Annotated in this window: 20 protein-coding genes; 11 read left to right on the top strand and 9 right to left on the bottom strand. The window is 71.1% G+C overall.

The window, feature by feature from the left end; translation table 11 throughout:
* Window positions 1-64: 64 nt before the first annotated feature.
* From AQJ27_RS24875 to AQJ27_RS24865, 3 genes are read right to left on the bottom strand one after another with little or no spacing between them, the layout of a single operon-like run.
* A complete protein-coding gene (locus AQJ27_RS24875) occupies window positions 65-1138 on the bottom strand; it encodes a threonine aldolase family protein (protein ID WP_067372908.1) in 1074 nt (357 codons plus the stop codon).
* Entirely contained in the window at window positions 1135-1893 is a 759-nt protein-coding gene (locus tag AQJ27_RS24870; protein ID WP_067372905.1) for an SDR family oxidoreductase, read from the bottom strand. Before AQJ27_RS24870 ends, AQJ27_RS24875 begins: the two co-directional genes overlap by 4 nt.
* Window positions 1894-1928: 35 nt before the next feature.
* Window positions 1929-3326 (bottom strand): DUF6421 family protein, encoded by a 1398-nt coding sequence (locus tag AQJ27_RS24865; protein ID WP_067372902.1) that lies wholly within the window; start codon window positions 3324-3326, stop codon window positions 1929-1931.
* 426 nt (window positions 3327-3752) lie between these two features.
* Here AQJ27_RS24865 and AQJ27_RS24860 point away from each other — a divergent pair, with 426 nt between their 5' ends.
* Window positions 3753-4436, top strand: coding sequence for a glycerophosphodiester phosphodiesterase (locus AQJ27_RS24860; RefSeq protein WP_067372898.1), 684 nt, complete (start codon window positions 3753-3755; stop codon window positions 4434-4436).
* Window positions 4437-4439: 3 nt separating this feature from the next.
* Here AQJ27_RS24860 and AQJ27_RS24855 read toward each other — a convergent pair whose 3' ends face one another.
* Window positions 4440-4994 carry a GNAT family N-acetyltransferase gene (locus AQJ27_RS24855; protein WP_067372896.1) on the bottom strand — a complete coding sequence of 185 codons (555 nt, stop codon included), beginning with the start codon at window positions 4992-4994 and terminating at the stop codon, window positions 4440-4442.
* A 262-nt stretch (window positions 4995-5256) separates the two neighbouring features.
* Between AQJ27_RS24855 and AQJ27_RS24850 the strand changes: the two genes are divergently transcribed.
* From AQJ27_RS24850 to AQJ27_RS24835, 3 genes are all read left to right on the top strand, one after another.
* A complete protein-coding gene (locus tag AQJ27_RS24850) occupies window positions 5257-5643 on the top strand; it encodes a VOC family protein (RefSeq protein ID WP_067372893.1) in 387 nt (128 codons plus the stop codon).
* Between the two features lie 752 nt (window positions 5644-6395).
* Complete coding sequence (locus AQJ27_RS24840; protein ID WP_067372887.1) at window positions 6396-7022, top strand: DUF6461 domain-containing protein; 627 nt, start codon at window positions 6396-6398, stop codon at window positions 7020-7022.
* 177 nt (window positions 7023-7199) lie between these two features.
* Window positions 7200-7964, top strand: coding sequence for a VOC family protein (locus AQJ27_RS24835; protein ID WP_067372884.1), 765 nt, complete (start codon window positions 7200-7202; stop codon window positions 7962-7964).
* 19 nt (window positions 7965-7983) lie between these two features.
* Here AQJ27_RS24835 and AQJ27_RS24830 read toward each other — a convergent pair whose 3' ends face one another.
* The 3 genes from AQJ27_RS24830 to AQJ27_RS24820 all read right to left on the bottom strand — a co-directional run bounded on the left by AQJ27_RS24830 (window position 7984) and on the right by AQJ27_RS24820 (window position 13967).
* Window positions 7984-10548: a carbohydrate-binding protein gene (locus AQJ27_RS24830; protein ID WP_067372881.1), complete on the bottom strand. Its 2565-nt coding sequence runs from the start codon at window positions 10546-10548 to the stop codon at window positions 7984-7986.
* A 141-nt stretch (window positions 10549-10689) separates the two neighbouring features.
* Window positions 10690-11181, bottom strand: coding sequence for a MarR family winged helix-turn-helix transcriptional regulator (locus tag AQJ27_RS24825; RefSeq protein ID WP_067372878.1), 492 nt, complete (start codon window positions 11179-11181; stop codon window positions 10690-10692).
* 1097 nt (window positions 11182-12278) lie between these two features.
* On the bottom strand, window positions 12279-13967 hold the full coding sequence (locus AQJ27_RS24820) for an FUSC family protein (RefSeq protein ID WP_079065228.1): 1689 nt from the start codon (window positions 13965-13967) through the stop codon (window positions 12279-12281).
* Window positions 13968-14165: 198 nt separating this feature from the next.
* Between AQJ27_RS24820 and AQJ27_RS24815 the strand changes: the two genes are divergently transcribed.
* The 4 genes from AQJ27_RS24815 to AQJ27_RS24800 all read left to right on the top strand — a co-directional run bounded on the left by AQJ27_RS24815 (window position 14166) and on the right by AQJ27_RS24800 (window position 17289).
* Window positions 14166-14735, top strand: a complete 570-nt coding sequence (locus tag AQJ27_RS24815) for a DUF5134 domain-containing protein (RefSeq protein WP_067372872.1) — start codon at window positions 14166-14168, stop codon at window positions 14733-14735.
* A gap of 98 nt (window positions 14736-14833) precedes the next feature.
* Window positions 14834-15769 carry a M56 family metallopeptidase gene (locus AQJ27_RS24810; RefSeq protein ID WP_067372869.1) on the top strand — a complete coding sequence of 312 codons (936 nt, stop codon included), beginning with the start codon at window positions 14834-14836 and terminating at the stop codon, window positions 15767-15769.
* Window positions 15770-15836: 67 nt separating this feature from the next.
* A complete protein-coding gene (locus AQJ27_RS24805; RefSeq protein WP_067372867.1) occupies window positions 15837-16520 on the top strand; it encodes a phosphatase PAP2 family protein in 684 nt (227 codons plus the stop codon).
* Window positions 16521-16593: 73 nt separating this feature from the next.
* Window positions 16594-17289: an HAD family hydrolase gene (locus tag AQJ27_RS24800; RefSeq protein WP_067372865.1), complete on the top strand. Its 696-nt coding sequence runs from the start codon at window positions 16594-16596 to the stop codon at window positions 17287-17289.
* 119 nt (window positions 17290-17408) lie between these two features.
* On the opposite strand, the gene AQJ27_RS24795 is transcribed toward AQJ27_RS24800, so the two are convergent.
* Window positions 17409-17654 (bottom strand): DUF2630 family protein, encoded by a 246-nt coding sequence (locus AQJ27_RS24795; RefSeq protein WP_067373507.1) that lies wholly within the window; start codon window positions 17652-17654, stop codon window positions 17409-17411.
* A gap of 233 nt (window positions 17655-17887) precedes the next feature.
* On the opposite strand from AQJ27_RS24795, the gene AQJ27_RS24790 reads away from it, so the two are divergent.
* The gene (locus AQJ27_RS24790) at window positions 17888-18607 is read left to right on the top strand and encodes a TetR/AcrR family transcriptional regulator (protein WP_067372864.1); all 720 of its coding nucleotides are present in this window, start codon (window positions 17888-17890) and stop codon (window positions 18605-18607) included.
* Here the strand turns inward: AQJ27_RS24790 and AQJ27_RS24785 are convergent.
* Complete coding sequence (locus AQJ27_RS24785; protein WP_067372862.1) at window positions 18595-20097, bottom strand: LVIVD repeat-containing protein; 1503 nt, start codon at window positions 20095-20097, stop codon at window positions 18595-18597. The genes AQJ27_RS24790 and AQJ27_RS24785 overlap by 13 nt on opposite strands.
* Window positions 20098-20273: 176 nt before the next feature.
* Between AQJ27_RS24785 and AQJ27_RS24780 the strand changes: the two genes are divergently transcribed.
* Both AQJ27_RS24780 and AQJ27_RS24775 read left to right on the top strand, forming a co-directional pair.
* Window positions 20274-20975, top strand: a complete 702-nt coding sequence (locus tag AQJ27_RS24780) for a DUF305 domain-containing protein (RefSeq protein WP_096239940.1) — start codon at window positions 20274-20276, stop codon at window positions 20973-20975.
* A 187-nt stretch (window positions 20976-21162) separates the two neighbouring features.
* Window positions 21163-22521, top strand: a complete 1359-nt coding sequence (locus AQJ27_RS24775) for an FAD-dependent oxidoreductase (RefSeq protein WP_067372858.1) — start codon at window positions 21163-21165, stop codon at window positions 22519-22521.
* Window positions 22522-22657: the final 136 nt, after the last annotated feature.

The raw sequence follows: 22657 nt of genomic DNA, 5'->3' as shown, positions 1-22657 counted from the left end.
CGATCACCCGAGAGTCAATGACTTTTCAGGTGACCGCATACCTATGCACACGATGGCGCTCGGGCTACGCGTGAGCCATCTCCTCCTTGAGCGCCGCCACGAACCCGTCGACGTCGTCCTCGGTCGTGTCGAAGGAGCACATCCAGCGGACGTCGCCCGCCGCCTCGTCCCAGAAGTAGAAGCGGTAGCGCTTCTGGAGCCGCTCGCTCACGTCGTGCGGAAGACGCGCGAAGACGGCGTTGGCCTGGACCGGGTGGAGGATCTCCACGCCGTGCACCGCGCGCACGCCCTCGGCCAGCCGCTGGGCCATCTGGTTGGAGTGGCGGGCGTTGCGCAGCCACAGGTCCTTGGCGAGCAGTGCCTCCAACTGCACGGAGACGAAGCGCATCTTGGAGGCGAGCTGCATGGACAGCTTGCGCAGGTGCTTCATGTGACTGACCGCGTCCTGGTTGAGGACGACGACGGCCTCGCCGTACAGCGCGCCGTTCTTCGTCCCGCCGAGGCTCAGGAGGTCGACACCGACCGCGTTGGTGAACGTCCGCATGGGGACGTCCAGGGAGGCGGCCGCGTTGGCTATCCGGGACCCGTCCAGGTGCACCTTCATGCCGTGCGCGTGGGCATGGTCGCAGATCGCGCGGATCTCGTCGGGCGTGTAGAGGGTGCCCAGTTCGGTGCTCTGGGTGATCGAGACGACCTGCGGCATCGCACGGTGCTCGTCGTCCCAGCCGAAGGCCTGACGGTCGATCAGCTCGGGGGTGAGCTTGCCGTCGGGCGTCGGCACGGTGAGCAGCTTGAGGCCGCCCATGCGCTCGGGGGCGCCGCCCTCGTCGACGTTGATGTGCGCGCTCTCCGCGCAGATCACCGCACCCCAGCGGTCGGTGACCGCCTGGAGCGCGACCACGTTCGCGCCGGTCCCGTTGAAGACCGGGAAGGCCTCGGCGGTGGCGCCGAAGTGGCTGCGGATGATCTGCTGGAGGTTCGCCGTGTAGTCGTCCTCGCCGTACGCGACCTGGTGCCCGCCGTTGGCCAGGGCCACGGCGGCGAGCACCTCGGGGTGGGCCCCCGCGTAGTTGTCGCTGGCGAAGCCGCGGACGGCCGGGTCGTGGTGACGCCGGGCGTCGGTCTTCGGAGGGTTCACGGCTTCTCGGTCAGCCACAGACGGTTTCCGTTCACTTCACCGGCGGGCCGCGACCAGACGTCGGCGATGGCCTCGGCCAGATCCTCGACGTCCGTGAAGCCCGCGAACTTCGCGTTCGGGCGCTCGGCGCGCATCGCGTCGTGCACCAGTGCCTTGACCACCAGGATGGCAGCCGCGGAAGTCGGACCCTGCTCGCCCCCGGCCTTGCGGAAGTAGTCGGCCATGGCCAGCGTCCACGCCTCGGCGGCGGCCTTGGCGGCGGAGTAGGCGGCGTTGCCCGCGGTGGGCTTGCTCGCGCCGGCCGCGCTGATCAGGAGGTAGCGGCCACGGTCGCTGCGCTGCAACGCCTCGTGGAACGCGAGGGACGTGTTCTGCACCGTGCGAATGAGCAGCAGCTCCAGGAAGTCCCAGTCGTCGAGGCTCGTCCTGGTGAAGGTCTCGCTGCCCCGCCAGCCGCCGACCAGATGGACCAGGCCGTCGACGTGGCCGAAGTCCTTCTCGACGCGGATGGCCCAGTCGCGGGTCGACTCGAGATCGAGCAGGTCGACCGTGTCGCCCACGACGGTGGCGCCGCCGTGCCCGTAGCGGGCCGCGTCCACGGCCTCCGCGAGCCGCTCGGGATCGTTGTCCGATCCGATGACGGTCGCGCCCGCGTCGGCGAGCCGGGCCAGGGTCGCGCGCCCGGCGGGTCCGCCCGCTCCGGCGACCGCGATCACCGCGCCGCTGAGGGGTCCGTTGCCGTTTCCGTGTGCCATCGCCTTCGCCTCCTGAACATCCCCGGTACGAGCGCTCACGCGGCGGCCCGCTCGGCGCTCGTCGCGGTGATGCCCTTGGTGGAGGCGATCACGTTCTTCAGTTTCTTGGAGAGCGCCTCATAGAACATGCTCAGCGGAAACTCGTCCGGAAGCACGTCGTCGACGAGCTTACGGGGCGGCTGGGTCAGATCGAGGGCGTCCGGGCCCTTGGCCCAGCGGGAGCCGGGGTGCGGGGCGAGGTAGGTGGAGACGAGCTCGTACGCCTTGAACCAGTGGACGAGCTTGGGGCGGTCGATGCCGGCCCGGTAGAGGTCCTCGATCTCGGCGCACAGCTGGTTGGTCACCTGCGGGGCGCGCTGCCAGTCGATGTGCAGCTTGTTGTCGGTCCAGCGGACGACGTCGTGCTGGTGCAGGTAGGCGAAGAGGAGCTGGCCGCCGAGACCGTCGTAGTTGCGGACGCGGTCGCCGGTGACGGGGAAGCGGAACATCCGGTCGAAGAGCACCGCGTACTGCACGTCACGGCCGTGCTGGTGACCCTCGGCCTCCAGCTTCACGGCCTCCTTGAAGGCGGTGAGGTCGCAGCGCAGCTCCTCGAGGCCGTACATCCAGAACGGCTGACGCTGCTTGATCATGAACGGGTCGAACGGCAGGTCGCCGTGGCTGTGGGTGCGGTCGTGGACCATGTCCCACAGCACGAAGGCCTGCTCGCAGCGCTGCTGGTCGTGGACCATCGCGGCGATGTCCTCGGGCAGCTGAAGGCCCAGGACGTCCACGGCGGCGTCGGTGACGGCGCGGAAGCGGGCGGCCTCGCGGTCGCAGAAGATGCCACCCCAGGAGAAACGTTCCGGCGCCTCGCGCACGGCGATCGTCTCCGGGAAGAGGACGGCCGAGTTGGTGTCGTAGCCCGCCGTGAAGTCCTCGAAGGTGATGCCGCAGAACAGCGGGTTGTCGTAGCGGGTGCGCTCCAGCTCCGCCAGCCACTCCGGCCAGACCATGCGCAGCACGACCGCCTCGAAGTTGCGGTCCGGGTTGCCGTTCTGCGTGTACATCGGGAAGACGACCAGGTGCTGGAGGCCGTCCTCGCGGTGCGCGGCGGGCTGGAAGGCCAGCAGGGAGTCCAGGAAGTCGGGCACCTGGAAGCCACCGTCGGCCCAGCGGCGCAGGTCCTTCACGAGCGCCTCGTGGTACTCGGCGTCGTGCGGCAGCAGCGGGGCGAGCTGCTCGATGGCGTCTATCGCACGGCGTACGGCCAGCTCGGCATCGGCCGTGTCCGGGGCGCCCTCGGCCTCGAAGTCGATCGACCCGTCCTTGGACTGCCAGGGTCGGATCTCCTCCACGGCATCCTTGAGCACAGGCCAAGCCGGGTGCTCCACCACCCTGCCCACGGGAGGAACCCGCTCCTCCAGACCCACTGACACAAGAATTTCCGTCATCTCTCACCCTCCACGGGAGAACCTCGCGTATGCACACCGTATGTAAACGAGGTTCCTTCCCGCAAGGGGAGACTCGATAGATTATCCTGCACCACCCCTTCTTCACCGCTCTTTTTCCTGCCGGAAACCGTGAAGGCGACTACTTCCCCTCTACGGCGCCGGGCACACGGACATCCGTGGGAAGCGCCGCGAAGTGGCACGAGCAACGGCTCCGGGGCGCTCGGGGTCAACCGCCGGAAGACTCGCCCACGCCCGGGTGACGTGCCCCGGCGCCAACGGCCCGCTCTCCCCTTGCGGCAGACACGCCCTGCCTGGCGTACGAGCGGGTACATCGCGCTGCGGGACGATTAGGCTGCGGCCTTGCCGCGTGGGTGCCGCCGAGACCACGCGCGAGCCGAGCCGCCGTCGACGGAAGCGAGTCGAATCTTGAACTTCCTCACCATCGGTCATCGCGGAGTGATGGGTGTCGAACCCGAGAACACCCTCCGTTCCTTCATCGCCGCCCAGCACGCGGGCCTCGACCTGATCGAACTCGATCTGCATCTGAGCAAGGACGGCGCGCTCGTCGTCATGCACGACGCGGACGTGGACCGTACGACCGACGGCTCGGGGCCGATCGCCGAGAAGACCCTCGCCGAGCTGCGCGCCCTGGACGCCGGGCACGGTGAGCGCGTGCCCGTCTTCGAAGAGGTCCTGGACGCCGTCAGAGCGCCGCTGCAGGCCGAGATCAAGGACACGGCGGCGGCGCGGGCGCTCGCCGAGGTGATGCTCCGGCGCGATCTGGTGGGGCGGGTGGAGGTGTCGTCGTTCCACGACGAGGCGATCGCCGAGATCACCCGGCTCGTGCCGGGCGTCCGCACGGCGCTCATCGCGAGCCGCTACGACGTCGATGTCGTGGACCGCGCCGTGGAGGCCGGCGCTGCCACCGTCTGCCTCAATATCCGCCGGCTGACCCTGGAGGTCGTCGAGCACGCCCGCAAGGCTGATCTGCGGATCATCGGCTGGGTGGTGAACACCCAGGACCACCTGCGGCTGGTGCGCGCTCTGGAGCTGGACGGCGCGACCACCGACTACCCCCAGATCAAACGCACCGGCCGCTTCACGGCCTGAGGATCACTCAGCCGGCTGCGCCAGGGGCTTGACCAGCAGCTCGAACTGCAGGTCGTCGCGCTGCGGAATGCCGAAGCGCTCGTCGCCGTACGGGAAGGGGGTCATCTTTCCCGTACGGCGGTAGCCGCGCCGCTCGTACCAGGCGATGAGGTCCTCGCGTGCGGAGATCACGGTCATGTGCATCTCCGCGACACCCCAGGTCTCGTGGGCGTGCCGCTCCGCCTCGGCGATGATCACCTTGCCGAGTCCGCCGCCCTGGAGTGCGGGGCTGACCGCGAACATGCCGAAGTAGGCGTGGTCGCCGCGGTGTTCGAGCTGGCAGCAGGCGACGACGCCGCCGTCCCGCTCCACGGTCAGCAGGCGGCTGTTCGGCGACTTGATGACGGCGAGCACGCCCTCCGGGTCGGTCCGCTGGCCTTCGAGGATGTCCGCCTCCGTGGTCCAGCCGGTCCGGCTGGAGTCCCCGCGGTAGGCCGACTCGATCAGTGCGACGAGGGCGTCCACATCGGCGTCGGTGGCATCGCGGAAGGTCAGTCCGGTGGCGGCGGCGGTGTCCATGGAACGGTTCTCCGAATTCTCTGGCGCAGCTCGGGCACCGCCGAGCGTAACGCCCCCGCCCTTGAGGCCCGAGGGCCTGTCCGGCCGATCACGGCGCAGACCCGCGGTGGCGGTGACATCGGCTGCTCCACGGCGGGCTCACATCTGCGACGTTGTCGTCGCTCGACGACTCCCCCACTCTCGACTTCGCGCGAGCGGGGGACCCTCATCGCGTCGCCTCGCTCCACCGTGATCGCCCGGACAGGCCCTAGGCTCCGGGCGCATGGTGCATGTACTGAGCAGTCGGATCCTTCTGCGGCCCACCGACCCGGAGCGCTCCCGCTCCTTCTACGGCGAGCTTCTGGGGCTCGCCGTCCACCGGGAGTTCGGGACGGGGCCCGAGCGCGGCACGGTCTACTTCCTCGGCGGCGGCTTCCTGGAGGTCTCGGGCCGCTCCGAGACCCCGCCCTCGCCCGCGCTCAGGCTCTGGCTCCAGGTGGCCGACGCCGACGCGGCGCACGAGGAGCTGTCGGCGGCCGGGGTCGACATCGTGCGCCCGCCGCTGAAGGAGCCGTGGGGGCTGATCGAGATGTGGATCGCGGATCCGGACGGTACCGAGATCGTTGTCGTCGAGATCCCCGAGGATCATCCCTTGCGGTTCCGCCCGTGACGGTCTGACCTGCGGAAACGAAGAGGCCCCGCTCACTTCCACGGGGGAGCAAGTGCGCGGGGCTCCTCTGCTCCCCTGGGCATCCCTGCGGCGGGTGGCCGGGTATGTCGCGGACCTTGTAGTCGCGGACCTTGTAATCATCCGACATCGTCACATCGTCGGACTCATCGTCTCTGTGGACGCGGACGAAGCGCACGCCGAGTCCGCCCTCGGCGACCAAGCGACGGGTGAGCGGGTGGTCCGCATCCACGTTGACGTTGATGATCGGCGGATCCATGGTGCTGTCCCAGATGCTGACGACCGTGTGCTTCGACCACATGTCCCTGCCCGGGGCGAGCCGGTCGACGCGGTCGCGGGCCTCGGGAGACTCGACCGCGAACGCCCAGCCGTTGCCGGTTTCGCCGAGCATCGCGCAGTCGGGCAGGTCCCATGCTCCGGGGGAGAGCTTCAGCGTTTCGTGGGCGGTGTCCGGGTCCATGGTGGTGCCGGGCTGCGCGCCCAGGCGGACGGCCAGTTCCTCGTGACTGATCCCCTTCACCCTCATGAGGGAGAAGCCTCCACGGCCCAGCTCTTCGTCCATGCACTCGACTCCGTCACTCATGATCGCGACCCTGGCGAGCAGGTGTGACAGCGGCCCCGGGCGCGGCTACGACGACGTGATCACTTGGCGCTGCTCTGCGAGATCGCCGTGTCGGTGGCGCGTCATAGGGTGCGCCCCGGCAGTCAAGGGCTGATGAGTGAGGGGCGAAGGCATGCACGACGGGATTCGGTGGCTGGTCGATCTGGAGCACTGGATGTCCAGCGTGGTGTTCGCACGCGGGATATCCGCGCAGGAACTGGCGGTGCGTATGGGAGGCGACCGGGACGGAGCGACCGAGCCGATCACCGACGCCGAGGCGTGGGACCTCGGCGAGTGGTACCGCCCGGGCCAGGACGGCGATGGTGTTGTACGGGTCGGAGAGCATGGAGGCTGGTCGTTCGCTCTGGAGTACGGGGACTCGACCGGCGGGGAGCGGCTGGCAGAGATCTCCCGCGATGGTGCCGAAGCCGTCCACTACGTGCCGATGCAAGAGCATCCGCCAGCCACTGTCTTCTACGCGCGGGACGGCGCGGAACTGTGTGGCTTCGGGCTGGGCGAGGAGGTGTGGCGCTGGGGCCGGGAGCCTGACCTGCTGCTTCCGGACCTCGTGGCCGGGCACGTGCTGGAGCCCGACGGGACCACCGTCATCGCTCACGAACGCGAGCACTACACGGATACCTACCGGCGCACCCTCGGCGTGATCGAGCAGCGGTTCGGCCTCTCGCTCTCCCCGGCCTACCTGGGGGAAGCCCGCCTGCCGGCGTATGCGGTTCGCGGCACCCCCGACACGCACATCTGAGCGGACGGCCGTCTGTGTCCGCGTCCATCCACGAGCCGTCAAGGGTGACCAGTGGGTTCGGGCGCGGCTGCCGGCGGTGAGGGGATCAGGTGCCCGGGGTCGGGCCCGGATAGCCACGGCCAGGGCACGGGCATAGCGTGCTGGAGGGGCCTTCTGGCGGCAGGGTGGAGGAACGTCATGAAGCTCGACAAGCCGGTGACCGGCGGTCCGTGCTGGACCGAGCTCGGGACCAGTGATCTGGAGGCGGCCAAGCGCTTCTACGCCGATCTGTTCGGCTGGCGCCCGGAGACCGACCCGCGCCAGGAGGCGGGCGGCTACACGGTCGCGCACCTCGGCGACGCGCCGGTCGCGGCGATCTCCCCGCTGTACCAGGAGTCGCAGCCCGTCGCCTGGAACGTCTCGTTCGCGGTGGCCGACGCGGACACCGCCGTCGACGCGGTGCAGGCCGCGGGCGGCACGGTCGTCCTCGGCCCGATGGACGTGTTCGACGTCGGGCGTTTCGCGGTGGTGTTCGATCCGACCGGCGCGGCCTTCCAGCTGTGGCAGGCGCGGGCCTTCCCGGGCGCGGGGCTGTTCAACGCGCCGGGCGCGCTCGGGTGGGTGGAGTTGCTGACGCGCGCCCCGGACCGGGCCGTCGAGTTCTACACCACGGTCTTCGGCTGGACCGTGAACGCCTCCGAGCACTACACGCAGTGGGGCATCGAGGGAGCCGATTTCGGCGGCATGGTGGCGATGGACGACAACTTCCCGCACGCGGTGCCGCCGCACTGGCTGCCGTACTTCGCCGTCGAGGACGTGGACGCCACCGCGAACGCCACCGTCGGGGCGGGCGGCAGCATTCTCATGGAGCCCACGTCCGTACCGGACGGCCCCCGGATCGCCGTCCTGCGGGACCCGCAGGGGGCGTTCTTCGGGGTTCATGTGGCGGGCGAGGAGGGCTAGCCGGACGCTCGACCGGAGCTCATGCCAGGGGTGTCACCGCCACCTGGTCAATGACGGGCGCGTACGCGGAGCGCTGTTGGTGGGCGTTGGTGGTGTCGCCGTCGAAGTCGGGCCGCTCGTCGGCGGTGAAGGTGAGGGTGTTGGTGCCTTCGTTCAGGGTGACGGGGACGGTGAGGTCCCAGAAGTTGTTGAAGTGGAAGGTGGTGGGGAAGAGGATCCGGTGCGCCGGCGCCCCGTTCACGGACAGGTCCGCGTGGCGGCAGACCGGATCGGGGTTGTAGTGGGTGGCCGGGGGCTGCTCGCCGTTGGAGTAGCGGACGGTCAGGGCATGACGTCCGGTGCGTGCCGCCGTGACGGTCAGGGTGAGGGCGTTGTCCGGTCCCCGGCCGATTCCCTCGACCGCCTTCCCGCCGGTGGCGAAGGTGTGGGCGCCCGTCACCTTGGCCTCGCCGGTCACCGTGCCCTCCTCGGCGGGGTACACGGTGGTCTCGAGGCGTCCGGTTCCCGGTCCCACGCACAGCCGGTCGAGGACGAGGAGCTCCGAAGTGCCGGTCACCGTCAGCTTGTTGATGCCACCGGTCAGGAACAGCGGGATCCTGGCCCGGTCGAGGCCTCCCACCTCCACCCCGTTGACCGTCAACAACCCCTCTCCTGGGCCGATTTGATCCACCGTCACGAGCGCCTCGCCGTCGACGGCCGCGTGCACCCAGAACGTGGCGGTCCCTCCTGGCGGCAGCAGTACGGCACCCGGCCCGCGGGCGCCGCGGTGCTCGTACGTCACGCGGGCGCCGGCGCCGAGGCCCGCGTACGCGGCCTCGTACAGCGCGGGCGCGGTCACGTGCGCGTCCCGCAGGACGAGGTCGATCCGGTCGATGATCGCGTCGCCCCGGGTGGCGCCGAGGTCGGGGTCCCGCGCGGACAGGGTGAGCGTGTGCGCGCCCGCCGTCAGCTCCACCCGGGTGTCGGTGTGCCCCCAGACGACCGGCTTGTAGCCGAGGGGGAGGCGCAGCTCCTGGGGGTCCGCGCCGTCGACACGAAGGAAGACGTTGGTGGGGCCCTGCTCCCGCACGAGTTCGTGGAGGTTGTGGGAGTTGGCGAGGACGCTCAGGTCGTACGTCCCGTCCTGCGGGACCTCGACGGAGAAGGCGACGACGAGGTCGGAGCCGGTGCGTAGTCCGCCGACGTGGTAGGTGCCCGAGGTGGCGAACCTGTCGACGTCGGCGGGGGATCCCTCGGGCCCGTTCCTCGAGTAACCCTCGCCCGTCCAGGTCGCGTTCTCCGCGTGGTACGACCGGCGCCAGCCGATCGAGGGCGGGGCGAGGACCCCGTCGCCGCCCGGCGAGAGGATCACCTCGTAGGCGGACATCGCGTCGAGGTCGGCGAGGGGAAGGAGTACCCTGCCTTCGTCGACGGGCAGTTCGAGGTCCTTGATGCGCAACGGCTGTGCCGAGGCGCCGACTTGGCCGGTCCACGGGATCTCGTGGAGCCTCGCGTGGACCGTGCCGCCGAAGATCTCGGCGGGGACGTTCTCGAAGACGAGATCCGCGGCGCCGCCGCTGCCGCCGAACAGGGCGCGGGCCTGGCGCTTGTCCCGGTCGAGCGTGGCAACGCCCTGGAGGGTGTACTGGGCATTGGGGTGCGGCGCCCGCACATGGACCGTGCGGCCGGTCATCCGGCCGTAGGTGTGGAACAGCCACCACTGGCCGTTGCCCTTGTTCGCCTCGACCGCCGAGTCGTTGAGGTTGCCGTCGATGTTCCAGTACGCCATGTCGGCGTCGATCTTCGACTCCTCGATGGCGGAGATCCACTGGATCATCTGCCCGGGCACGGACAGGTGGTAGTTGTGCGCGTACTCGTTGATGTTGACGGGGAGGGGGCCGATCCCCAACTCCCGCTCCATGTCGCGGTACTTGGCGACGTTCGTACGGATCGCGGCGGGTGTCGACAGCTCGTGCCAGGTCACCACGTCCGGGAGGACGTCGTGGGCCTTGGCGAACTCCAGGAAGCCCCGCACCTCCTCGTACAGGACGCAGGTGTTGGGGCCCGCGATGCGTGCGTGCGGGTCGAGGCCCTTGATGAGGTGGTGGAGGTCCTTCCAGGCAGCGAAGTAGTTCAGCGGGTCGGTGTGCCAGGAGGTTGTGTCATAGCTCCACTCCCCCGTGCCGAACATGTTTCCTTCGGGTTCGTTGAAAGGCACGTAGACGATGTGGGACTTGAGGGCACCCGTCGTCAGGACCTGCCTGACCTGCTTCTCCACCCTGGCCCGGAAGTCGGCGAGGCGTTCCTCGCCGGTGGCGCCGGGCCACTGGTAGGGGAAGCCGCGGTAGATGTCGGTCAGGTAGACGTAGACGTCCCTGCCGCCGCACTCCACGAAGGAGGGCAGGATGTCGAGGGCGTCGGCGCCGGGGTGCTGGGTGCCGTCCTGGGCCTTGGTCGACACCGTGCGCACGTACATGCCCTCGACCACGTTGCGGCTGGGCACTCCGTCGCCGTACAGGCCGTAGAGCGTGCCGCTCGCCCCGCCGTGGAAGGCGCCGGTGTCGGTGCCGAGGTCGATGGTGAGCGTCTCGGTGTCTGCTGCCACTGCGCCTCCGCGGTCCCTCTACTTGTTCGACATCCCGTACGCCAGGCGGAACCCCGAACCGGGCGAACCTGAACGTAGGAGCGGCGCGCGGCTCGTGTCAACGGTGAGTGACCCCGAAGCAAGTGAGCCCCCCAGGCCGCCTCAGACGCGTGGCATCCCGAGACGGCCTTCGAGCTGACCGAGCAACTCGCCGAGCAGGTCGGCGAGTTCGCGTTGGCGGGCGAGGTCGATCCCGGACAGGGCCGTCGTCTCATAGGCGAGCTGCTGGGGCAGGATGCCGTCGACGAGGTCGCGCCCCGCGTCGGTGAGCCGGACGTGCGCGACCCGGCGGTCACGGGTGTCACCTCGGCGCTCGACCAGGCCGCGCTCGGTCAGTTGCTTCAGGCGCTTGGTGACGGCGGCACCGGAGGAGAACGTCTCGCGGGCGATCTCACTGGGGGTCAGCTCATGACCGGTGCGGCGCAGGGTCCCGAGGACGTCGAACTCCGGACGGGTGAGCCCGGCCCGGCGCAACGGGGCGTCCTCGGCCTGCTGGAGCAGCGCGGCCGAGCGGTTGATCCGGCCGATGATCTCCATCGGCCCGGTGTCGATCCCGGGATGCACGGCCTGCCACTGCCTTACCACGGCGGCCATGGTGTCGACCGGGGGCGGGGTGTCGGGGGGTGCGGTGGTGGGGGTACCTGAGGGGGCCTGGGTACCAGAGGGGGCCCGGGTACCAGAGGGGGCCCGGGTACCAGAGGGGGCCGGGTTGTCCGAGGAAGCCGGAGAGCCTGAGGGAGCTGGAGTGCCTGAGGCCGCTGGGCTGCCCGAGGCAGCCGGGCCGCCCGAGGGAGCCGGGGCACCCGGGGAGGCCGAGGGGGCCGGGCTGCCCGGAGTGTCTGAGGCGGCCGGGCCGCCCGAGGGGGCCGGAGAGCCTGAGGGGGCCGGAGAGCCTGAGGGGGCTGGGCTGCCCGAGGCGGCCGGGCCGCCCGAGGGGGCCGGGCCGCCCGAGGGGGCCGGGCCGCCCGAGGGGGCCGGGCCGCCCGAGGGGGCCGGGCCGCCCGAGGGGGCCGGAGAGCCTGAGGGGGCCGGAGAGCCTGAGGGGGCTGGGCTGCCCGAGGCAGCCGGGCCGCCCGAGGAGGCCGGGGCATCCGGGGCACCCGAGGGGGCCGCGGCACCCGCAGCAGCCGGGCTGCCCGGAGTGCCTGAGCCGGCCGGGCCGCCCGAGCCGCCCGACGCACCCGACGCACCCGACGCACCCGACGCACCCGACGCACCCGAGGGAGCCTGGGGGGCGGGCTCGGGTTCCGTGGTGGCGCCGGGCCCAACCGCGGGCGTGTCCGCCCCGCCCGCCCCCGCGGGCCCGGGGCCCGCCGACGCCGACCGACCGGTCCGCGGATGCGTCGGCATGGACCCCCCGGCCGGGGTGGTCGCGCCGGCCTCGTCTTCGGTCCCGTTGGCCGCCGACGCCACTCCTCCCAGCGGAGCACTCGTCGAGAGCCCCCGTCCGGCCGAGTCGCCCGACGGGCCGCGCCCCCCGGCGCGCGCGTCCGTCGACGCCGACCGCCGGGCCGCCGGACCGTCCGCGCCGGCTGCACCTCCGACCGCATCGCCCGCCGAACCCGACCGTCCAGCCGGGGGCTCGCTCATCCGACTCGGCTGCCCGTGTGGCGCCGCGTGCCGAGGTGTCGCCGGGGTCGCAGTGCCGCTCTGGCCGAGTGCCGCGTCCGTCGCGCGCCCATCCGCTGCCGTCATGCCTGTGCGCCCTCCAAGGAGTGCAGTCCCTGCCGTCGTACCGTCGCCGCGAGCGTACGGTGTCCGGACTGCTCGGCCCGCATCACCCGCTCCTCCGGCAGGGCGCGTTGCCACCATTCGCCGGCGGCCGCGTCGGCGGTGGCGCGCAACTCGACGACGGCAGCGGACAGCGAGCGGCGGGCGGACTCCAGGGCGCCGGGTTCGGGACGCTCGGCGTCGAGCAGGTCCACGGCTCGTTCACGGGCCCGCTCGACGGCGTCGAGGGCGTCCTCGATACGGGCGCCGGCCCGCCGGTTGGTGACCGCGACCGCCGCGGCGAAGCCGACCAACGCACCCACCAGGGTGTCCGCGACCCGGTCGGTCATCAGCTCACCGGGCTGCTGGACGCGGGCGAACTCGGTGATGAGCAGCGCCATGGGGGTCACGCAGATGCTGCCGAGCCAGTAGTTGCGGCCGATCAGGGCCTCGGCGCCGAAGTTGAGGGCGAGGCACAGCAGGACGAGGACCGCCTGGTTGAGATGGGCCAACGGGGCGAGCGCGGCGAAGAAGAGGACGCCGATCAGGTTGCCGACGACGCGCTGCACTCCCCGGCTCCAGGTCAGGGTGACGTTGGCCTGGTAGAGCGAGGCGGCGGTGACCAGCGCCCAGTAGGGGCGGCCGACGCCGAACGCGAGCGACGCGTATCCGGCGAGGGCACAGCCGACCGCGGTGCGCAGGGCGATCGGGGCGAGTGGACCCAGGCGACGCAACAAGGGGTTCGGGGGCACGGCGAGTGCGACTTCCACGCCCAGGAGTTCGTCGGCGGCATCCCCTAGGTCGTCCGGACGAGGTACGGGCCCGGCGCCCCGTACCTCGCATGCCCACGCCCGCAACCGCTCGGGCTCCGTGTCGGCGGGCGCGGCGATCGCCACCTCGGCGCGCACGACGAGCCGTTCCAGGGCGCGCCGGGGCGCGCTGCGGGCGCCGGTGGAGAGCAGCGACTGCCAGGCACCGTGCACGGCGGCGGCCGCGGCGGCGCGGGCCCGGGCGGCCCCGTCACCGCTGCCCGCCGTCTCGGCGTAGGTGGCCGCGGCGTTCAGCGCGTGCGCCGTCGCGCGGCGCTCGGGCCCGTGCGGGCGGACGAGTCCGGGTGCCATGCCGACGATCCACGCCCAGGCACCCGCCGCGGCGCCCAGCGCGAGATGGCCGGGAACCTGGCCGAGCGTCTGCGGCACGAACAGGGACGCGGAACTGATGAAGGCGAGGACCACGTGACCGGGCGGCCCGATGCGCGTGGCGTCGCACAGCGCCTTCTGCACGGCGGCCAGCAGCGCGCCGACGGTGACCAGCACGACGGCGTTCGTCGTGAGCGAGGCCGCGGTCAGCGCGACGGCGAGGCCGCCGAGCATGCCGAGGACGACCCAGGCGAGCGCGCGGGCGCGGGCGGCGTACGGACGGTTGTGGGCGTAGAGCGCGCAGAGCGATCCGGCCATGGTGTACATGGCCAGGTCGAGTCGGCCGAGCGCGAGAAGCGTCAGATTCGGCGCGGCGACCGAGGCGACCACGCTCAGCGCGGGCTTGAACCAGATGTCGGCGGGGCGGCCGAGCCGCAGCACACCGGCCAGCGGGAGACGACGTCCAGGGGAGCGGTGACGTCCATGGGGACGGCGGCGTACACGGGGGATCTGGGGGGTCGCACTGCTCATGGCTCTAAGTTTAGCAGGTGTTTTACTCGTGAAATATATTCTCCCGTCACCGCTCACCCGCGCCCACCTGCGGCGCACTCCCGCACGCTCCCCCGCGTACACCTGTGCGCTCGCTTGCGCACCGCCCGGGCCGGGCATGACCTGACCGACTGTCCGACATCAACGACTGTCCGACTCCGTCGAGCGGGGAGGTACGCGGTGCACGGACCGGCGTCACCCGGCTGGCTGCTCGTAGCGCTGTGCGCGGCGAGCGGGGCCTACTGCCTGTTGCGGATGCGCAGCCCCGTCGAGGAGCAACGCCGCACCGCGGGCGCCGAGGCGCTCATGGGATTCGGCATGGCCGCGATGGCCGTGCCCGCGGCGGCGGCCACTCCGCCGCGCTGGGCCTGGTTCGCGTACGCCGCGGTGTTCGCCGGCGCCGCCCTGCGCACCCTGTGGTCGGTCCGCAGCAGCCCCCACCATCTGCACCATCTGGTCGGGGCCTGCGCCATGGTCTACATGGCCGCCGCGATGGCCGCCTCCCCCGGGCACCACGGGCACGGCGGCGGTTCCGGGATTCCTCTGGTCACGGGGGCGCTCCTGGTCTACTTCGTCGGGTACGTGCTGCGCTCCGGGGCCCGGCTGTTGCCGGTCGCTGCGGTGGTCGGCGACTCGGTGACGCTCCGCGGCACCCCCCGGACCCTCGGCTGGGGCGACCGCCCCGAGCTGTCACAGGCGTGCCGTCTGTCCATGGGGATCGCGATGCTGGCCATGCTGGTCACGCTCTGAGAACCACTCCGGCCCCGGCCATGTGAAACCGTGGCGTACGTCACTTTGTCGTCGCGGGCCGTATCCCCCGGCGACGCTCCGCTCATAGGCTTCACCTCATGATGGTCCCCGCGGCACTGTTGCTGCTCGGCGCCCTGGCCGCCGTGGTCGCTCCACGACTGCTCGCCCGGGCGGACTGGCCGGACCATGAACCCGTGGTCGCCCTGTGGGCGTGGCAGTGCGTGGTGGCGGCCGTTCTGCTGTGCTGCGTCCTGTCGATGACGCTGAGCGCGGCCGCCGCGTGGGTGGCGGTGCGCGGCCATGTCTTCGCTCCCGCTCCGCACTCCGTCGTGGACGCCTACGCGTTGAGCAAGGGGAGCCCGTGGGCCGCGACGACCGCCGTGGCGCTCGCCTGCGGTGGCGCCTGGACCGCGGCGATGCTGGTCCGCGAGGTGCTGCGGGCCCGGTCCCACCGTCGCCAGAGCCGTGACGAACTCCTCGTACGCGCACCGCTGTTGCCCGGTGAGGAGCCGAGCAGTGACTGGCTGGTGGTGCTGGAGGGCGAGCGTCCTGACGCCTGGTGGCTGCCCGGGACCGCTCCCCAACTGGTCGTCACCACAGCCGCGTTGCGCCGTCTCAAGGGGCGTCAGCTGGACGCCGTGCTCGCCCATGAGCAGGGGCACGCGCGGGCCCGGCACGACTGGCTGCTGCACTGCTCGGCCGCGCTCGCCGTCGGTTTTCCGCAGGTGCCCGTGTTCGCCGCGTTCCGCGACGAGATGCACCGCCTGGTCGAACTCGCCGCCGACGACATGGCCTCCCGCCGCTTCGGCCGCCTCACGACCGCCCTCGCGCTGGTGGAACTGAACGAGGACCGGGGCGTGTTCGGCCCCTGTCCGACTCCGCAGGCCCACGTCCCGCAGCGCGTGCACCGCCTGCTCGCTCCCCCGGACCGGCTGACGCCGTCGCGGCGGCTGCGACTGACCGCGGCGGCCACGCTGGTGCCGGTGATCCCCCTGCTGGTGGCGTTCGTACCGGGCCTGCGGGCGCTCGGCTAGCCGCGACAACGGCGGTTCGGTGCCACGGGGTTGGTCTCCGGCCCCGTACGTCGGCGAGGATCACCGTATGCGCTCCCCGCCCGTCGACCCACCGCTTCGCGCCCCGACCCCCCGGACCGCGGCAGTCACCGCGGCGGCGGTCGCCGTTCCGTCCGTGCTGCTTCTCCTGCTGGTCGCGTTCTCCTGGCGACCGCTGCTGGCCCTCGACGGCGACATCGCGCGCACCACGCACCGCTGGGCGGTCGACGAACCCGGTGTCACCGAGGTGTTCCGCGTTCTGACGGACTGGGTGTGGGACCCGTGGACGATGCGCGCGCTGGGTGCGCTGGTCGTGCTCTGGCTGGTACGGCAGCGTTCGGCGTGGTGGCCGGCGCTGTGGGTGACGGCCGCCTGTGTCCTGGGCACGGTGGTGCAGCAGTCGCTCAAGGCGGCGGTCGGCCGCGCGCGCCCCGTCTGGCCCGACCCCGTGGACTCCGCGCACTACGCCGCCTTCCCCTCGGGCCACGCCATGACCGCGACGGTGGTGTGCGGGCTGCTGCTCTGGCTGCTCCACCTGTACGGCGCCGGGCGCGCGCTGCGGCGTACGGCACTGGCGCTGGCCGTGGTCTGCGTCGTGGGTGTCGGGCTGACCCGTGTCTGGCTGGGCGTGCACTGGCCCTCGGACGTCCTGGGCGGCTGGCTGCTCGGCGCGCTGGTGGTCGCCCTGGCGGTGATGGCCCATGAGCGCCGGAGCGGCTCGAAACGTACTTGACGGGCACGCAGTGTGCTCGACCCGCACGGAACATGCTTGACCGGCCCGGAGCGCGCCCCGAAGGATCTCCCTCATGACGATCAAAGGCGTGCTCTTCGACTTCTCCGGAACCCTGTTCCGCGCCGAACCGACCGAGTCCTGGCTGCGCGCGGTGCTCAGGGACGCCGATCTCACCCTGCCGGAGCGGGAGTTGACCGAGGCGGCGGACGCCCTGGAGGCGGTGGGCGCGCTGCCCGGCGGTGTCGTCGCGCCCCGGCTGCCGGAGGGCTCGGAGGACCTGTGGCGCAGGCGGGACTCGAGTGCCGAGGGGCACCGGGTCATGTACACCGCGATCTCCCGCCAGGTGCGGCTGCCCGATGCCCGGCTGCACGACGCGCTGTACGACCGTCACATGCTCCCGGCGGCGTGGTGGCCCTACCCCGACACGGCCGAGGTGCTCGACGCCCTGTGCGAGCGCGGGGTCGCGGTCGGGGTGGTCAGCAACATCGGCTGGGATCTGCGGCCCGTCTTCCGTGAGCACGGCCTCGACCGGTACGTGGGCGCGTACGTGCTGTCGTACGAGCACGGCATCCAGAAGCCGGACCCCCGGCTGTTCGCGACCGCCTGCGACGCGCTGGGCATCGCCCCCGAGGACACGCTCATGGTCGGGGACGACCGCCGCGCCGACGGAGGTGCGGCGGCGCTGGGCTGCGCGGTGCACTTCGTGGACCACCTGCCCGCGTCGCAGCGCCCGGAGGGACTGCGGCCGGTGCTGGACCTGGTCGGCTGACCCGCGCACCTTCCCGGGAGCACCCGCGGGCCCGAGGGCCGTCGATGTCGGCCCGGAGACCCGGGGGCCCGGGGGCGGCTCGCAGGCGCGGAGGCGGCCCGGAGGCGGCTCCCTCACGATCAGCTCTGATAGCCCTCGACCTGCGAAGACGGTCGTACGCGCGCTTCGTCCGGGTTCTCCCCGAACTCGGACTTCGCGCGCCGCTGACGCAGCAGGTCCCAGCACTGGTCGAGCTCGCGCTCCAGCTGTCCGAGCCGTTCGTGTTCCGTGGCGCTGTCGATCTGCCCTGATGCGGCGGCGTCGCGCAGCCGACGCTCGTCGTCCACCATCGCCGTGATCTTGGCCAGGATCTGCTCTTGATCCATCTCCACCCGCCTCCTCGGCACTTTCGCCCACTCTAAGGAGGCCAGGGCGGCTGTGCGACTCGCTCGGGAATCCCGCGCGGCCGGGAATTCCGCTCGCCGTGTGCCCGTCCGCCTGAGACGATCCCCCGCGTCGCCCCAGGCGGACGGCAGCCCGAAGCCTCCCCCGCGGTGGGTCACGGCCCGGACGCTCTGAGTATAGTTGGCTGGCAGCCAGTCAACACAGGAGTTCCAGCATGTCCCCGCGCAGCCCGTCGGTCAATGAAGAGTTGCGGCGGCGTTCCCGGGAGCGGCTGTTGCAGGCCGCGGTGGAGCTGGTGAACGAGCGCGGCTACGAGGCGACGACGCTCGGGGACATCGCGGATCGCGCGGGATCGGCGCGCGGACTGGTGTCGTACTACTTCCCCGGCAAACGCCAGCTCCTGCAGTCCGCTGTGCACCGGATGATGCACCGCACGCTGGAGGAGGGGCTGGAGCGCGAGCCGCGTACCGAGGACGGCCGGGAGCGGCTGGCGCGGGCCATCGACGCGATTCTGGGCCTGGCGCGGGACCGGCCCGTGCTGATGCGTCAGCACATGGCGGGAATACTGCAGGGCGAGGGGTTCATGCAGTGTCCGGAGCAGCAGCGCCTCGCGCAACTGCTGCGGGAGACCGTCGCCGGGTACGGCTCCCTGGACGCCGACACCGACTACCCGATGTTGCGGGCGGTGCTCATGGGCGCGGTGTACGCGGCCCTGGTGCCGGGTGTGCCGATGCCGGTCCCGAGGCTGCGGGCCGAGCTGTTCGAGCGCTACCACCTCGACTGGGAGATGGGTGTCCCGCCGGACACCGAGGTGCCCGGCGGGACGTGCGAGGACGATCTGTCACGGTTCTTCACGACCGGCCGACGACCGGACGAGCAGCCGCGTGACGATCAGCCGTCCGACGATCAGCCGTCTGACGATCAGTCGAAGTAGTCCGGCTGCGTCTGGACGTTCAGCTCGCGCAGGTGGACCCGCTTGGCCGGATCGGTGCGCCGGTCGCTGAGCTTGAGGACGTCGAAGCCCTTGGCGATGTCGTTCGAGTAGATATAGCCGTTGTAGTAGTACGCCGACCAGGCGCCGCCGACCGTGAGCTTGTCGGTGGTCAGCGGTCCGCGCTCGAAGTAGGCGATCTCCTTCGGGTTCGAGGAGTCGGTGAAGTCCCAGACGGAGACGCCGCCCTGGTACCAGGCCTGGACCATGAGGTCCTTGCCCTTGACGGGGATCAGCGAACCGTTGTGGGCCACACAGTTCTCGGTGTCGGCCTGATGGCGGGGGATCTTGAAGTAGCTCTTGAAGACGAGCTTGCGCTTGTCGCCCTTGCCGACGATGTCGTAGATGCCGTCGGCGCCGCGGTCGGGACCGATGGCCGCGTTGCAGGTGGCCGCCCCACCGCCGCCCAACTCGTCGGTGAACACGACCTTGTTCGCCTTCTGGTTGAAGGTCGCCGAGTGCCAGAACGCGAAGTTGACGTTGTCCTCGACCTGGTCGATGACCTTCGGGTGCTCCGGGTCCTTGATGGAGAACAGGATGCCGTCGCCCATGCAGGCACCGGCAGCCAGGTCCTTGGAGGGCAGGACCGTGATGTCGTGGCAGCCGGTGGTCTTGGAGACACCCGGGTTGGTGGGCGCGCCCGGGTTGCCACCGCCGTCCGGTCCCTCGCCCGGGAACAGCACCGGGAAGTTCACCACGGCCGCCTTCTCAGGGGCCTTGCGCGGCACCTTGATGACCGAGATGCCGTCGTGCGGGGGCTGGCAGTCGGGGAAGGTGGCGCTCGGCGAGTACGAGGCGACGTAGATGTAGACGTTCTTGCGCTCGGGCACCAGCGTGTGGGTGTGCGAGCCGCAGGAGGTCTCGACGGCGGCGACGTACTTCGGGTTCGCCTTGTCGGTGATGTCGAAGACCTTCATGCCCTCCCACGAGGACTTCTCGGTCGCGGGCTGCGTGGTGCTGTTGCAGGAGTTGTCGCTGCGCGAGGAGTCGGTGGACAGGAAGAGCAGGTTGCCGGAGACGGACACGTCGTTCTGCGAGCCCGGGCAGAGCACCTGCGCCACCGTCCTGGGCGCCTTCGGGTTGCTGATGTCGAAGATGCGGAAGCCGTCGTAGTTGCCGGCGAAGGCGTACTTGCCCTGGAAAGCGAGGTCGGAATTGAAGCCGGGCAGCGCGTCCTTGGGGATGTTGGTGAGGTGTTCGATGTTGTCGGAGTGGACGATCTCGTCCTGCCCGGGTATCTCGCCGTTCGCGATCGCCGTCCTGGTCTCGACGGCGTCACTGCGGGACACCTTCTCCGGAACGGCGGGGCCGTCCCCGGGATCGGGTGTCGCGGCCGCCGGGCCGGCCGTGAGCAGCGCGGCCAGGAGTCCGGCCGCGGCCGCGGCAACTCCCAGGCGTCTGCGCCGCGTTCGGGGATCGATCAACAGGGTCACTGCGTCCTCCCTTGTAGCCGTTCGCAGTCGAACGGTTCACGGACCCCAGAAGTATCGTCCGGACCATGCGCTGATCAACAGATGGCAACGCACTCGTAATGAAGGTTTTTGATCAGTAACGTTCACCGGCGTGCTAGGACGGTCATGAAACACCCGTGAGGTGTCCGGCGATTCATGTGCCCCTGGAGGTCGATGTGTTGCTCCGTCGTACGTCCCGCGCGCCCCGTACGTCCCGCGCCCGCCGTGCGCTCCCGGGCGCGGCATCGCTGACGATCGCCGTGCTCGTGCTCGGCGGCTGCGACTCCGGCTCGGGTTCCGCTCCCAAGTCCGGCGGGACGAGCGGGCCTTCGGTGATCGTCCCCGGCAAGCCGGGCGAGGCGGCCGAGACGCTCTCCGCCGCGGACGCCGCGAAGCAGCGCAACGAGGACGACTCCCCCAACACGGCGGACTTCGCCTACGCGCGGATGATGATCGAACATCACACCCAGGCCCTGGAGATGACCGCACTCGCCCCGAAGCAGGCGGCGTCGGGCCAGGTGAAGCGGCTCGCCGCGCGGATCGCGGCCGCGCAGGGGCCGGAGATCACCACGATGAAGGGCTGGCTCACGGCCCACGACGGCGCCAAGCGGGCCACGGAGCACCGGCACGAGGCGATGCCCGGCATGGCCACCGAGGCACAGCTGAAGGAGTTGCGCACGGCGCGGGGCAGGGCCTTCGACGCGCTCTTCCTGAAGCTGATGATCACACATCACGACGGGGCGATCTCCATGGCCACGGAGGTGAAGGCCCAGGGCAACAACATCCAGGTCGAGGAGATGGCCGACGACGTGATCGCCCAGCAGACGAGCGAGATCAACAGGATGCGCGAGTTGCAGTGACGCTCGGCGACACCTCCGGCGGCCACCGGAACGATCACAACATGTATTCATGTCATGACTTTCCGTGCGACTGAACCCGTACGCGCGTGCCGCGCGCCGCACCCTGTCAGCGGAGCGTCGGTGGTGCGATGCTGGAGCCATCAGCGATCTCCTCGAGCTGTTCGGGTTTCGGATTGGGAGTTCCGCCGTGCTGTATGTCGCCGTCGTCGGCTCAGGGCCCAGCGGGGTCTACACCGCCCAGAGCCTCGTCCAGAGCGGGCTGTCCGAGGTCCGGGTCGATGTCCTGGACCGGCTGCCGTGCCCGTACGGCCTGGTGCGCTACGGCGTGGCGCCGGACCACGAGAAGATCAAGTCGCTGCAGAGCAATCTGCGGACGGTCCTGGAGGACGAGCGGGTGCGGTTCCTGGGCGACGTCCAGGTCGGCCCGGGCGGGGTGCCCGTGACCCGGCTGCGGGAGCTGTACCACGCGGTGGTCTACTGCGTGGGCGCCGCCACCGACCGCCATCTCGGAGTGCCGGGCGAGGAGCTGTCGGGCAGCTGGTCGGCGACCGAGTTCGTGTCCTGGTACAGCGCGCACCCCGACTCCGTCACCGACGGCTTCGTACTCGGCGCGCGCTCGGCGGTGGTCGTCGGCGTCGGGAACGTCGCCGTCGACGTGACCCGGATGCTGGCCCGCGGCGCGTCCGAGCTGAGCCCCACGGACGTGCCGCAGGCGGCGCTGAGAGCGCTGGCCGCGAGCAAGGTGACCGAGATCAGCATGATCGGGCGGCGCGGACCCTCGCAGGCCCGGTTCACCACCAAGGAGCTGCGCGAGCTCGGCTCGCTGCCGGACACCGAAGTCGTGGTGGATCCTGAGGAGTTGGCGCTCGATCCGCAGTACGCCGACCCGTCGGACCTGCCCGCCGCCCAGCGCCGCAATGTGGAGGTGCTGCGGGGGTGGGCCGCCGCGCCGCCGCAGGACCGGGCCCGCCGGATCCGGCTGCGCTTCTTCCTGCGCCCGGTCGAGCTGCTTCCCGACGAGGGCGACGGCACCCGGGTGGGCGCGGTGCGCTTCGAGCGCACGGCGCCCGACGGACACGGCGGAGTGACGGGCACGGGACGGTACGAGGACATCGAGGCGCAGTTGGTGCTGCGCTCGGTCGGCTATCGGGGCGTCCCCCTCGAAGGACTGCCCTTCGACACGGACCACGGCACGGTGCCGCACCGCGCGGGCCGGGTGCTGCGCGACGGCGTGGTCGCGCCGGGCGAGTATGTGGCGGGCTGGATCAAGCGGGGCCCGACCGGTGTCATCGGCACCAACCGGCCGTGCGCCAAGGAGACGGTGGCCTCGCTCGTCGAGGACGCCCCCGAACTCATGCGACGGGAGTCGGCCGAGGATCCCCTCGCGGCACTGCGGGCGGCCGGGGCGACACCGGTTCCGTGGGCCGGATGGGAGGCGATCGAGCGGGCGGAGGCGGAGCTCGGGGCCTCGCTCGGACGGGGTGTGGTCAAGCTGCCCGACTGGACGTCCCTGCTGGCGGCGGCGCGGACGGCGACTTCGTCCTAGGGGCTTTCCGGTTCGTCCCAGCGGCTTTCCGGTTCGTCCTAGGGGCTTTCCGGCGGGGTCGGGCGCAACTCGGTGGGCATGACACATAGCGGCAACGGGCCGGAAATCAACAAACTGTTCAAGCCCCTTACGGTCT

Source organism: Streptomyces olivochromogenes (genome assembly GCF_001514115.1).
GTDB lineage: Bacteria > Actinomycetota > Actinomycetes > Streptomycetales > Streptomycetaceae > Streptomyces > Streptomyces olivochromogenes.
The sequence above is the reverse complement of the archived record's forward strand: the minus strand, read 5'-3'. Positions and strand labels throughout refer to the sequence as shown.

Excerpts from the sequence above, each read along its gene's own strand:
- AQJ27_RS24800 (WP_067372865.1), top strand. The coding sequence starts at position 16,594 with ATGACGATCAAAGGCGTGCTCTTCGACTTCTCCGGAACCCTGTTCCGC.
- AQJ27_RS24795 (WP_067373507.1), bottom strand. The coding sequence starts at position 17,654 with ATGGATCAAGAGCAGATCCTGGCCAAGATCACGGCGATGGTGGACGAC.
- AQJ27_RS24855 (WP_067372896.1), bottom strand. The coding sequence starts at position 4,994 with ATGGACACCGCCGCCGCCACCGGACTGACCTTCCGCGATGCCACCGAC.
- AQJ27_RS24865 (WP_067372902.1), bottom strand. The coding sequence starts at position 3,326 with ATGACGGAAATTCTTGTGTCAGTGGGTCTGGAGGAGCGGGTTCCTCCC.
- AQJ27_RS24850 (WP_067372893.1), top strand. The coding sequence starts at position 5,257 with ATGGTGCATGTACTGAGCAGTCGGATCCTTCTGCGGCCCACCGACCCG.
- AQJ27_RS24805 (WP_067372867.1), top strand. The coding sequence starts at position 15,837 with ATGCGCTCCCCGCCCGTCGACCCACCGCTTCGCGCCCCGACCCCCCGG.
- AQJ27_RS24825 (WP_067372878.1), bottom strand. The coding sequence starts at position 11,181 with ATGGCCGCCGTGGTAAGGCAGTGGCAGGCCGTGCATCCCGGGATCGAC.
- AQJ27_RS24790 (WP_067372864.1), top strand. The coding sequence starts at position 17,888 with ATGTCCCCGCGCAGCCCGTCGGTCAATGAAGAGTTGCGGCGGCGTTCC.
- AQJ27_RS24835 (WP_067372884.1), top strand. The coding sequence starts at position 7,200 with ATGAAGCTCGACAAGCCGGTGACCGGCGGTCCGTGCTGGACCGAGCTC.
- AQJ27_RS24810 (WP_067372869.1), top strand. The coding sequence starts at position 14,834 with ATGATGGTCCCCGCGGCACTGTTGCTGCTCGGCGCCCTGGCCGCCGTG.
- AQJ27_RS24870 (WP_067372905.1), bottom strand. The coding sequence starts at position 1,893 with ATGGCACACGGAAACGGCAACGGACCCCTCAGCGGCGCGGTGATCGCG.
- AQJ27_RS24840 (WP_067372887.1), top strand. The coding sequence starts at position 6,396 with ATGCACGACGGGATTCGGTGGCTGGTCGATCTGGAGCACTGGATGTCC.
- AQJ27_RS24820 (WP_079065228.1), bottom strand. The coding sequence starts at position 13,967 with ATGAGCAGTGCGACCCCCCAGATCCCCCGTGTACGCCGCCGTCCCCAT.